The following is a 12,842-nucleotide window of genomic DNA, read 5'->3' as shown; positions in this document are numbered from 1 at the left end:
GGATAAGATGCTCAGGAAAATAAAAAAAAAGTGCTGGTTACCTTAGTAACCAGCACTTACACCTAAATCCCCACAAGATTATGGATTTTTAAATCAGAAATTGACCTTAACCCCAAATAAGGCACTTGTATCGGAGTATCCTTTATCACCCATCTGCTGGCCGATATTGCCCCACAGGTTAATATTTTTGGTGATCTGGCCCTCAACCCCTACTTTCAACTCGCCCAGATTGCGCGTGCCTTTTTGGGTGACTTTTACGCCGTTTAGTTCGCTGCCAAATTCCTTTGTATTATGGATCCAGTTAGCCTCAATAAATGGCTGGAATACGCGATCTTTGCCATCATCAATTGAGCTGTGGCCTTTGATAAAGGCACGCGCACCTAAGCGGGTTTGAATGTTGCCATCACCGGTTCCTTTCACGCGAGTGCCATTCTGCTCGCGAATCTCATCCGCCTGCACGCCCATCCAGGTGATCTGCGCCTGAGGCTGCACGAAGTAGCTTTCACGCTCGTTCTTCTCGCCAATTTTCCAGGTATATCCGGCCTCAAGCGACGCGGTAATCCCTTTCGATTTGTAAGACTCCGCCGCCAGTGAATCTCCTTTCACGGTGTTATCAAACCAGCTGTACTGCGCCCAGCTGTCAATGTAAGCACCGGATTTCTCTTCGTTGTCCTGTAACCAGGTCGCGTAGATACCTGTGCTGTAACCATTGATGCTGCCATCCGCTTTCTGACCAGAAAGATGGTTACGGCTGTTACTCTGCTGGTTGGCATAACCGGCCATCACACCGAGGTGATAACGGTTGGCACCATCCGTTGTCCATTGCGCAATATCACCGCCCATCTGCATCACATAGCGATTTGCCTGAGTTTTCATCTGACCGCTACTGTCACTGGAGCGGGTATGTCCACCGACGTTACGCAGCCACATGCTGGTCACTTTCTCTTCGCCTGTCAGCGCATCAACATAATGGGTCTCACCCAAACGATCATGCAACCGCGTATTGAACAGGTTATTTGCTGCAGCCATATTCGCTGAGTAGGCGGCAGACTCCGGGCGATAAATCTTGATGATTTCATCTTTATTGCCATCCCCGCCACCTTCACCAGGGTCAACCACACCATTAAGCACATTTGTCAGATACCAATTGTTTCTGTTGGCGCTTTCGCCACGTACCAGATTGTAATCATAGGCTCCAGCGACGATACGGCCCTCCTTCACAAACTCACCATCTGATATTCCACCGACACTGATAACTTCAATACCGTTGATAGTTTTGGCACCACTCCCGCCGGCATTATTGACGCTTACGTGGGTTGTACCACTGGTATCACCAGCAATTATAATTTTATCGGTGACCGAATTATCATCGCCTAAGGCGGTGTTCAGGGTAACGTGACCGTCATGACCACTGTAATTGCCTTCAATATGCAACTGATTGCCTACCGCTGCGCCTGCACCACCTACAATTATGTTTCCGCTGTTGGCAAGATTGCCGCCGACGTTGAAACGCATTGCCTCTTTAATTGCATTCGTGACGGGGTTGATTTCACCTAACTGCAGCGTACCGCTATTGCTAACATTGCCTGATGTACCACCAAAGCCACCAGCAACTGCCCCTCTGGCAATGTTCAGGTTGGCTGAAGCGAGCGTGACGTTATTATCTGCGCTACCAAGCTGCAACCCGCCCGCATTTACTTGCGTATCACCAGCGTACTGCGCTGCCTGCTGGCTAAGCGTTACCACACCTGAACCATTCTGGTTTAACTCACCGCTGCCGATAATGGTATTGTCCAGCAACCAGCTTTGACTACTGGCAAGATTTAACGATCCCTCATTGGAGACTTCAGCTGAGCCAAGGCTCGATTGAGTTGATGCCGTCAACACGGAGCCATTTTCAATACTGAATTTACCTGCGAATTCATCGTTATCACCCATCAAGACAACATCACTGTTCTGCGCGATATTGGTTTCACCTGAACCGCTCAGGCTGTTAAACAACGCGCCAGCCGCATTTTTTAATGCTAATAAACCTTCGTTGACGATATTACCGCTGCCCAAGCCGATGGTGTTGTTCAACTGCACGTCAGCACCAGAAGCAATTGAAGTCGTTGCAGTAAGCCCAGCGTTGCTGCCATTGATTGTTAACGTCTCACCATTTACATTCAGCGCACCACTACCCTGCAGGTTGCCGTTAACCGAACCGCCGTGGGTGATGCTCAGCGTGCCGCCGTTGAGGTGCGCCACCGATCCTGCCGCTGTGTTTAACGCACCAATAGTCTGGCTGTAGCCATTCATGTCAAAGCCAGTATTGGCCGCCAGCGCAAGCTCTGAAGTCTGACCCAATACGTTGTCATTATTCATCTGCAGGTTACCGCTGCGAACATCCGTTTTACCGCTATAGCTGTTATCCATATTGGACAGAGAGACGGTTTGGCCTGTACCGGTATCAATCGCCAAATCGCCGATACCAGTTAGCTTCGCGCTCATATCCGCAGCATTACCTTTTTTACCATATGCATTAAGCACCAGAGCATCATTGCCCTGAGTCAGCAGGTCAAGTTGCGTCAGGCCATAAGTCACATACAGTCCGTCATCGGCGTGCCCGCTGGTCAGGCGATAGTCATAAGTGGCATTGGCCACCACATTGCCATCCTGCAGCACGTTGGTATTTAACTGATCGGTAATCAGGTTGCCGCTGGTATCCCGCAGCTCCAGGTTTCCGCCGGAGCCTTGCACCGGAATCGCGCTACCTGCCAGCTTGATGCCCTGATCACCTTCATCCTGCTCCAGTAATGAAACGGTCTGTGGTGGCAGCACATGGTGGTTGGTGACCGAACCCGGATTAATTTCTACCGTACCGCGCCCACTGATATCCATTAACCCGGAGGTTTGCACCACGCCTTTAGCCACGGTATCGCCTGGAGTACCGGTATCGAATACTACAGTGCCACCGTCAAAGTTCAGGCCGCCGATTTGCTGCACGCCGTCGGCAACGGTGACGCGGCTATCGGTACCTGCAAGCAGGGTTGCGTGAGTGAGAGCTTGGGTATTCAGTCCATCTAGAGCAAATGTGCTGTCGGTAAGCGCTAACGTACCAGTAAAGGTGTTGCTGGCATTGTTGACAGTAAACTCAAAAGTGTTACCCGCCGTACTGGCCGCAATCATGCCCGCGCCACTGATATTACTGTCAAATAGCGTGTCAGCGTTTTGTTTCAGTACCAGGGTGCTGCCGTGAGCAATATTGAAACCGGTACCTGCGGCGTTATCTGCAGAGTCGCCTAAGGGCAGCAGAATATTATCCAGCGTCAGGGTAGAGCTGTTCTCAAGGTTAACCTGTTCAAAACCTGTAATTGTTTTTCCAGATTGCGCCAGAGTCAGCTCACTGTTACGCAGATTGAGTGTGTCATCGCCCGCACCCGCATCCAGAGATTCAAACAAATTGCCGTCAGTGGCATCAATGTTGACCAGATTATAGCTGTCATCACCGCTTGAGCTGGTGATATCTGTAGCGGTACTGCCATGCTGTAAATCTACAGTGTGGTCGTGTGCGGTAGTCAGATTTACATGACCGACTATGTTACCGCCCTGAGCATTCACAAAGTGAACGCCTGAAAGACCGCTGGTAATTTCCAGCGCAACCTGTGCAGCTGAGTTGGCGATAATGTCCCCACGGTTAATGAAACTCCCCACGTAATCGTTATTAACATCGACTACCGGGTTGGTTGTTGAATTCGACACCAGACGTCCGCTCTGCTCTACCACTGCACTCGTTCCGCCAACTTTCAGAGCAGGTCCGCCAGCAGCGTCATTGATGTTGACACTGGCACCTGATTTCACGTCCCCTTTGATATTTGTGACGATACCGCTGCCGTCCGCATGGTTGACATCAATTATCAGGTTACGTGAGTTTGACATATCAAGGGCGCTGGAAGCTGTTGAACCATCAGCATTCTGGATCAATAAGCCGGATCCGCTACCGTTGACGGTAATCTTTCCACTGTTTTCACTCGCCATGCTGGCAGCAGTGCGCACGCCAGCCCCGTTATCAACGGTTATCTGCGTATTATCAAGTTTGATGCCCGCAATTTCTGCTTTGTTTTCGATAGCATTACCATTGCCTACCGGATTCATCTCAATGCTGGCATCTTTCACTGTCAGGCCGCTGGCACCGGTGTCAAGCAGAATGCCATGAGCGCTGCCGCTGGCTTTCACCACACCCTGGCCATTAAGGGCAAGATTCGCACCGTTACCCACTTTAATCGCAGCTTCGCCATCTGAGGCTTCAATATTACCGGTATTAGAAATGGTTGAAGTAGCCCCCTGAATATCAACCGCGATGCCATTAACCTTAATATCGCCGCTGTTCACCAGCGTGCCGCCGTTTACAAGGACGCCCGTGGTATTCGCCGTGGTGAAGTTTATATCACCACGATGATCCAGAGTGCCGCCATTGCGGGCAATGTAGCCGATGGCATTCGGCGCTGTGGCTACGCTGCCATCGAGCGTCGCATAGCTGGTCAGCCTCGCATTGCCGCGATAAGCGGGATCGCCATTACCGGTAATATCTGCATAGCTGCCGTCTACAATTCCTGCCGTGCTGCTGGCACCACTGATTGAAAGGGTGGTCTCCTTAGCCAGCGTGCCCTGGGCATTGCCCATCACCTTAATACCCGTTGCGCCATCACCGCTGGCGGTTATGGTCATGTTGCCGGTGTTAAGCTCACTTGCCTGGGTGTTGCTGGTTACAAGCAGAGCTGTCGAATTTTTACCGCTGCTTTCCACAGCAGATGAGCTACCGGTGCCATCAAAGGTTGCGCCACCATCAATACGATACAGCGTCGATCCTTCCGTAGTCACATTTTGCGTACCGGTGCTGTTATCGACCACTTTCGAACCCGCACCCAGTACGTAGTAACCGGTCTGATTGATGCCATCAAAATTAATTACGCCCGCATTGTCTACTTCAATGGTCCCGCCATTACGCGCATGGGCACCGATGGCACCATCCCCCTTAAGCTCAATGGTACCGGCATTGATGGCTACAGCGCGTGCGCCGTCGGCCCACAGACCGTAGTTTGCGGTTTTAGTAATGGCATCAATTCCTTGAAGAATGTTAATTAATCCGTCGTTGCGTACTGTGGTTGTTCCACTGTCCGTGCTGACAGAGCTCGCCATCATGGCTACAGCATTAATGCCGTCCAGGGTTATGTTACCGTCAGCTGCATTTAGCACTGAGCCTCCTGCAGCACCAGCACTTGCAAAACCTTTCATGCCAACATTTTGTAGGGGAGGCTGACCAGCCACACCATCCGCTGCGCCTTTGATGAGAATTTCACCATGATTAATTGCACGCGCCATGGGTCCTTGAACTATTACGCCGAATCCACCCTGTGTTTTACTGCCCAGCGTCAACGTACCGTTGATCTGATTGGTAAAGGTTGATGTTCCGCGCGCAAGCACCAGCTGATTGTTGGGCGAGTCAGCTACGATATCGGTGGTTGTATCACCAGTACTGCGTTGCGCCTCACGTCCCAGATAAACCTCACCTCTGTTGTTGAAGGCAGCGCTGTCTTCAAGCAATACACCCATGCTGTAAGTTGGATAGGTTGTTATTCCGTTGCGTTCAATTGCCGAAATATTGATGTTGCCGTTGTTGTTCAACACTGCGTCATTGAATAATTGCACGCCAACGTTAGAAACGTATGCTCCACTTGGAGCAAGGTTGATCACCCCGTTATTGTTAATTGTACTACCTGTACTGGCGGCAACGGCATTATTATGTCCTGTAAAAGGAGTGCCAATCGGATTGCCAGAGTTATTCTTATAAGCACTCATTTCAGAGTTTGTCCCTGCATCAATAACCCCATAATTATTGACTACAGAGTTCTCGCGTGCAGACACGACCAATGAACCCGCACTGGAGCTTGCAAATGTCCCCAGATTGCCATAGTTATTCAGTGTTGACGCATTAGTCAGCCTAACAACCGATATATCGGTATTATATGCCTGAATGGATGCATCAGAATCGATATTAATAGTGCCAGCACTGCCTAAAATGTAAGCTACTCGGGTTGGATCAATGAGAAAGCGTGTTGCATCATCATCTGGCACTGTTTCGTCAACGTAAATATGTTTAACGCCTGATGAGTCATAAGCTTTCTTAAATTCCGCATCATACGATCCCGGAGATAATGATCCGTCTTTTACAGCCTGAATTAACGCAGTATTATAGTTTTTCAGATCGTCAATATTCTCAACGGTTTGCACGCCAATGGCACTATCGAAAGTTCCAGTGAATCCTGCCAAAAATGCCAAAGCGGGGTCGGTGTTATTTTTGGCATAACTGTTTATATTTCCAAGGTGTGCTACCGTCTTGCTTTTGTAATTCAGCGTGCCTCCATTTGCTAGAAATACGGAGGATGTGCTGTTTTTACCTTTCATAAACAAGGTGATCTGATTATCTTTATTATTGAACCAGTCACTGCCTGAGGTACTGCCGACGTTCACATCCAGGCTGGAGCCTGTATCAACCTTAATCAGATTGCGGTCTACGTATTGCCCGTCTGCACCTACGGCATAATGATAGCTGTAATACTGATTCGCAAGGTCGACCATGCGCAGTTGGTCATTCTGATATGCAGAAAAAGTAGCGCTGTTACCCGTTGCCGGGTCAATATAGTCATAACCGGCCTGCTGTCCCAGACCGATATAGCCACCACTATCAATATATCCGGCACCACTACCGGAGAGTTTCCCCATTCCGGCCAGTACTGACAGTTTGAGAATATTATATCCTTTATCGCCACTGGCTATTGACTTCCAGTCTGTTGAAAGCAGATTGTCGTTACCAGTAATGGCCTGAACATGGCCGCCATCTTTAGAGTCAAAAACGTCCAGAGTTATATCCGCTGCCTGGGACGGCATAACAAATGCCATTGCCAGCGCAGTCAGAGATAACACGCCTGTTCTTATGAGGATAAAACTTGAATGTTTAGTTCCGCTTTTAGATGACTTGCTTTTCCCTTTGGTTAATTCTGAGGTGACATCAAAACGTTGCAGGGCAGCATTCCACTTTACTTTAAATATCTTATTCATAATGTTTGATTCGCGATTTTAGGTTGAAATCAGAATATGATCTGAATGATGACACCAGCCATAAACCAGGCACCAAGGGAAAATGCAGTTACAAAAAGCCAGGCGGCGGGCCTGAGCATTTGGTTAATTTCAATGAAACTAGTAATTGACTTCATGATTTTCTCACTGTCTTTGTGGCTCAGCGCAGGTGTGAGCACGTCTGACAGTAATTGTGTCATTTTTTAATCGCGGCAAATATCAGACACAAAGAGACGCCGTGTAATCCAAGGACTACATTCTCATGTTTTAATTCTTAATTGTTTTGCTATCGTAATTATCTCTGGGATAAATTGAATAATATTGTAGGGGATAGGACTACAAAATAATTTTTGCAGCCTTTATCTTAGCAACATATTATTAACCATTATCCAAACATTCAGGGTTCACATGGCTGCGTTTATTGTTGTAGACGACCATCCTCTGGCCAGATTGGCCATTCGTATGCTTCTTGAGAAAGAAGGCCACGTTGTTGTCGCAGAAACTGGTAACGGTTCAGATGTATTAGCTCTGGTTAAGAATCACAATACTGATGCGCTGGTGATGGACATTGATCTTCCTGGCATAAATGGCATCGAGGCGATTACCTTGCTGCGCTCCGCTGGCATAAAAATTCCTGTCATCGTCATGAGCGGGAAAAATCCTGACTATTATATCCAACTCAGCATGAAAGCCGGGGCGAATGGTTTCATCAGTAAACAAAATAATCTATCAGACCTTTCTCACGCTGTAGGGGTAGTATTCTCTGGTTACGGTTATTTTCCCTTGCGCATATCTGAGCATTATGAAAAGACCAGCACAGCTTCGGAATCTGAGCAACTCCGGCTTCTGTCGCGGCGAGAATTTGAAGTATTGAGGTATCTTGGTGAGGGGGTTGAGATCTTCAACATCGCAGCACGTATGCAAATCAGTAACAAAACCGTCAGTACCTATAAAGCACGTCTTATGGATAAACTGGGGCTGAAGAATCAGCGTGACTTACTGGATTTTACTCGCAGGAATAATATCTCCTGATGCGCACAAATCGTTTTTGGATATTTGCTGCTTTATTATATTCGGTTGACGGCATCTCCGCCCCCGATAAGCTCAGTTATGTGCCTGACGCCCTTCCCGAAGTGACGGCTCCAACACTCACAGATTATCAATGGCGATGGCTCGGACAAAAGCGCGAATTAACTCTCGCGCTCTATGGTCCCACCAGACCGCCTTTGACGAGGATTGATGCTTCAGAGCGCGTTACCGGGTATATCCCTGATTTCTCCTGGACTCTGGCTCGAAGCCTCGGCGTGACGCTTCGCATCGTCCATTTTGATAGTGCAGAGTTGGCCTATTCCTCGCTTAACGAGGGCGACACTGACATAATATTTAGCCCCGCAGGAGATAAACCTCCCTCCCATTATCAATCAGTTATGAGCGTCAATGTGGCAGAAGCATATCCCATGGAAGTTGTGCGACGAAGCACCGAGGCTCTTTCCGATATCACTGATAAAAGTACTATCTCAGGTGGCACACCTGGTAGGTTGCTTGCTGCGCTCGATCAGGGAAAGATTCAGTCTGTCATATTGCCGGCTGGGGAAGCGTACTATGTAACAGAACGAAACTACGTTAATTCCCTGAATATAGATGGTCTTTCTACCCAGCCGATGACAGCTTATAAATTCGTTACCGGGGAGCATACGCCTGTTTTGCATGAGGTGCTTAAGGAAGCGACCCTTAATCTACGTTCAAGTCAGGCTGGTGAGATAATTGCCTCTCGCTGGGATCAAGGCAATCTCATTCGCTTCATTTCCGAACCTTTAAACCTGACATCTGATGAACGAACTTGGCGTGAAAATCATCCCACCGTTACTGTTGTGGCCTCAAGTTTTAATCCCCCTTTTTTCATGAAAGGTACAGGTGGGAATTACACTGGGATAGGACCTGAATTACTTTCGCTGGTGAGTCTAAAAACAGGCATTCGGTTTCGCTACTCAGACATTGGCGACAGTACAAAGCTTCCGGCCGCTCTGGCAGGCGGAGATGCCGCCATGACCGCGCCGCTGATATGGAGTCAGGAAAGAAACCGGGACATCTTGCTCACGACCCCTTTTATGTTTACACCCACCGTGATGGTCACCCGCAATGGTAAACAATCATTAGATGGCATCCGCAGCGCGGCCCTGATTCCCGCACAAGAGGCCACAGACTGGTTCAGAAAGGTCTTTCCAGAGGCGAAGGTTACTTTGATCGGTAATCCAGGGCTAGCTATGCAATGGGTCGCTGAGGGAAAAGTAGACGCCACACTTAACACGCTTATAAGTGCCCGATATCTTCAGCAGGGTCTTTATCAGGACAGGCTGAAATTACAACAGGATTTAGCTGTACCTGAGGCGGCAATTGTCTTTGGGGTAAGAAGATCTGATCCCGAGCTGCAAAGCATACTCAACAAGACGCTTGGTTTAGTTCCAGCAGATATGGTGACCAGTATACTGACACACTGGCAGGCTACACCTGCAGCGCGCTTCGATACCTGGAGAATTTATCGCAGTGAGTTTTACAGTGGAGCTCTGGGTGCCGTCGTGCTTATCCTTATTGCCGCAGTATGGGCCGGCGTTCTGCGAAGACAGGTTAAGCGCACTCAACGGGCTAAAGCTTTATTGCGCCAGGAAATCCTGTTTCGTGACAGGCTGATAAACGGCCCCCCTCGTCCCGTCTATGTGGCGACTTCAGATGGACAAATCATCCACAACAACCTGGCATTCGAAAAATATTTAAGCAATTACCCCTCCTCATATCTGGCTTTATCATTATTTGACAGTCGACACCCACTTTATGAGGTCTGGAAAGAGTGCATAAGAATGCCACCGACGGGGGATGAGCCACAGGAGTTAGAATTCGCTCTTGAAGATGTATCTGGCCACGTAAGGCAAATCCGACACTGGATGACAACCTTCCAGGAAGACGACGGAACAACAGGCGGTTTTATCGGGGGGTGGCAGGACGTAACTGACTATCTCAACATGCAGGCCCAGTTAAGCACAGCCCGGGCAGAGGCTGAACGTGCCAGTCATACAAAGAGCCGATTTCTAGCCACAATGAGTCACGAGATAAGGACCCCCCTTAGCGCAATAATCGGCTTGCTTGAGTTGCAGGTTCAGGAAAAACGCACAGATACAGAACTCATTCGCGTGGCCCACGAATCTTCCCAGAGCCTTCTGGCGTTGATCGGTGACATTCTTGATATTGAACGTATCGAATCGGAAAAGGTGACGCTGCATCCCAGCTGGTGTCGCGTCTCAACTATCGCTCACGCCGTTGTTCAGACTTTCAGTGGACTGGCACACCAGAAGGGATTGCTACTGAGCCTAACGCTTCCAGAGTATGACAGAGAGATATTTTCTGATGGAAATCGGCTGAGACAAATAATAGGAAATCTTACTGGTAATGCTGTCAAATTCACTCATAAGGGAGAGATAAATATAAGTGTTTCTCTTCCAACTGAGAGCATGGGCAGAATGCAAATTGTCGTGCGGGACTCAGGTCCAGGCATACCCGAAAATGATCAGAAGCGAATGTTTATGCCCTTTGAACAGGCAGACCACTCAGCTTCGGGGGGAGCGGGTTGGGGCTGGCTATTAGCAGCGAACTCACATTGCTGATGAACGGAACACTGAGTCTTGAAAGTGTTCCCGGGAAAGGCTCTGCTTTTACGCTTGATATTCCTGTAGAAACAAGGCCCGTCAGCATTTTAGATTCGGTTCCGGTCATTCCACCAAGGCTGCATTCGTCGCTTCGGATTCTGGTAGTTGATGATCATCCAGCAAATCGCCTGCTCGTTTCACGGCAGGTGGCCCTAATGGGCCACAGAACAAGCGTTGCAGATAATGGTCGGTCAGGACTTGAGGCATGGAAAAAGGAAAGACCCGATGTAATTCTTACCGACTGCAATATGCCGGAAATGGATGGTATCGAGATGACACGTAGCATCAGGAAGCAAGATCCGAATGTAATGATCATTGGTATCACTGCGGATGCACAGGAAACGGAAAGAGACCGATGCCTTACCGCTGGAATGAATGCCTGCTTGTTCAGGCCAGTAGATTTTTCCCGGTTGGCTGAAACGATCGCTATTTTTGAGCTAAACGATCCACATAAAGTTACGGACCTGACCGAGTGGATAGATCTTGAGGCTCTGACCGCCTTTTTACCCGACAGCCCCCAAGCCGTGAAAGAGTTTATTACTCTTTCGATCAGTGAAACCCGGAAAGACCTTCAACAAGTGCGCTATGCGGTAATGCAGAAAGATTTAGCTTCGGCACGCCGTATTATCCATAGGGTTGCCGGGACACTCAGGGTTAGCGGAATCAAAGAACTGGGTGAACAGTGTGCAATGCTTGAAGAGTTGACAGAGATGGATGAAGACCCATCGATAATTATCCTCCATATTGAAAAAGCACAAGCCACAGTTGATGAATTCGAAAACGTCTTCATGCGTTTGTAATTATTGGATATAAAAACCAGGACAATTCCTACATACCTGGCTGTCATTATCCTATTTCCCTAGAGAAGAAAACCCCGTTAAATGCTATCAGCAAACGGGAGGTGCTATGTTCACATTAACGGTTATGGACAGCGACAGGTGGATTGCTGCTGGGATTTCCCAGTATTTCAACGACAGGCACATTAAAGTCACGGTGATGACTGATGCACAGGATAATGAAGTACTAAAACTTGCGGCTGAATCGGATATTGTCATAAGTGAGCTATATACATCTGGACGTGACATACAGGCAATATCCGAACTGTTCGTAATGCTTCGTATGATATCCCCCTCAACTCGAATTATATTTTTCACAGACCTCAAGGAAAAAGCCGTCATAAAGTACGTAACGTCTCTTCTACCAAATGCGTGTGTGCTTCCGAAGAGTTGTGATATACACCGCCTAGCGAGTGAAATATTTAGTTGCGCTTCGCGGTCGGATGAGGAGATTATTTCCTTAAACGTAAAGTGTAAAAGTGGGGCTCTGACCGCCAGGGAGTTTGGCCTGCTTCGGTTTTTAGCGACTAGCAAAAGTCTGACTGACATAGGAGGTAAGCTTCAGCTCAGCGTCAAAACAATTAGCCATCACAGAAAAAACATCATGCAAAAGCTAAATTGCCGTACTTCCCACGAGCTTTCGCCACGTCTGCTTGGTATGGGATTTGGGAACAACAAATCGTCCTAACTTGCTCCTTGTTTCTACAAACAGAGTTCTTTAGCAAATTACGCATTTACTTCAATTCTGCCTCACTCATTATCTTGTTATTCGGATTTTCATTCTTCAAACCCCAGCCTAAAATCAGCTCACTTTTTAACCAGTTTTGCAGAAGAGTTTTGCTGGAGTTTTGCAGAAGACCTCTGAAGGCGATTTTCACCGACCAGGCTCATTATCGATGCCAGCGCCCTGCCCGGCACGTCATAGCGAGTGCCGCCACACTTCTGGCATTTTTCACTGGAAAGTGCCGCTTTTCGCCACTATTATCAGCTCACTTATTCACCCACTGATAACTAAGGAGGATTACTATGCTGCTGTGTGAATTGTTTCTTTACTCACACTTTTATAGTAATTGGCCGCGTTCAGGCATTTCCGCACTCATGCTGCGATAATCCGTCCTGAGCGAAGTTTACTGAAAATCTAATCCCTTCCTCCGGCTTACCGGGTTGTCGTCAGCGATTTCTGACGTCGGGC

Annotated in this window: 6 protein-coding genes and 1 pseudogene; 4 read left to right on the top strand and 3 right to left on the bottom strand. The window is 48.3% G+C overall.

Annotation, left to right across the window (positions count from 1 at the left end; translation table 11 throughout):
- Positions 1-93: 93 nt before the first annotated feature.
- Together ACXIZX_RS20645 and ACXIZX_RS20640 are read right to left on the bottom strand one after the other, a co-directional pair.
- The gene (locus tag ACXIZX_RS20645) at positions 94-7,098 is read right to left on the bottom strand and encodes an autotransporter outer membrane beta-barrel domain-containing protein (RefSeq protein WP_154183708.1); all 7,005 of its coding nucleotides are present in this window, start codon (positions 7,096-7,098) and stop codon (positions 94-96) included.
- Positions 7,099-7,127: 29 nt separating this feature from the next.
- The gene (locus tag ACXIZX_RS20640; RefSeq protein ID WP_091003975.1) at positions 7,128-7,316 is read right to left on the bottom strand and encodes a hypothetical protein; all 189 of its coding nucleotides are present in this window, start codon (positions 7,314-7,316) and stop codon (positions 7,128-7,130) included.
- A gap of 208 nt (positions 7,317-7,524) precedes the next feature.
- Between ACXIZX_RS20640 and ACXIZX_RS20635 the strand changes: the two genes are divergently transcribed.
- From ACXIZX_RS20635 to ACXIZX_RS20620, 4 genes and pseudogenes are all read left to right on the top strand, one after another.
- Entirely contained in the window at positions 7,525-8,148 is a 624-nt protein-coding gene (locus tag ACXIZX_RS20635) for a response regulator (protein ID WP_101761675.1), read from the top strand.
- Positions 8,148-11,252, top strand: a pseudogene (locus ACXIZX_RS20630) (ATP-binding response regulator); the annotation flags it as partial. The gene ACXIZX_RS20635 and the pseudogene ACXIZX_RS20630, both read left to right, overlap by 1 nt.
- Before the next feature lie 86 nt (positions 11,253-11,338).
- Positions 11,339-11,614, top strand: coding sequence for an Hpt domain-containing protein (locus ACXIZX_RS20625; protein ID WP_479405382.1), 276 nt, complete (start codon positions 11,339-11,341; stop codon positions 11,612-11,614).
- Between the two features lie 106 nt (positions 11,615-11,720).
- The gene (locus ACXIZX_RS20620; RefSeq protein WP_091003986.1) at positions 11,721-12,338 is read left to right on the top strand and encodes a helix-turn-helix transcriptional regulator; all 618 of its coding nucleotides are present in this window, start codon (positions 11,721-11,723) and stop codon (positions 12,336-12,338) included.
- 46 nt (positions 12,339-12,384) lie between these two features.
- Here ACXIZX_RS20620 and ACXIZX_RS20615 read toward each other — a convergent pair whose 3' ends face one another.
- Positions 12,385-12,528, bottom strand: a complete 144-nt coding sequence (locus ACXIZX_RS20615) for a hypothetical protein (RefSeq protein ID WP_154183704.1) — start codon at positions 12,526-12,528, stop codon at positions 12,385-12,387.
- Between the last annotated feature and the right edge of the window lie 314 nt (positions 12,529-12,842).

The sequence above is a fragment of the Candidatus Pantoea symbiotica genome (assembly GCF_056491525.1).
This window is presented reverse-complemented; position numbering and strand designations above follow the sequence as displayed.

Excerpts from the sequence above, each read along its gene's own strand:
- ACXIZX_RS20640 (WP_091003975.1), bottom strand. The coding sequence starts at position 7,316 with ATGACACAATTACTGTCAGACGTGCTCACACCTGCGCTGAGCCACAAA.
- ACXIZX_RS20635 (WP_101761675.1), top strand. The coding sequence starts at position 7,525 with ATGGCTGCGTTTATTGTTGTAGACGACCATCCTCTGGCCAGATTGGCC.
- ACXIZX_RS20620 (WP_091003986.1), top strand. The coding sequence starts at position 11,721 with ATGTTCACATTAACGGTTATGGACAGCGACAGGTGGATTGCTGCTGGG.
- ACXIZX_RS20645 (WP_154183708.1), bottom strand. The coding sequence starts at position 7,098 with ATGAATAAGATATTTAAAGTAAAGTGGAATGCTGCCCTGCAACGTTTT.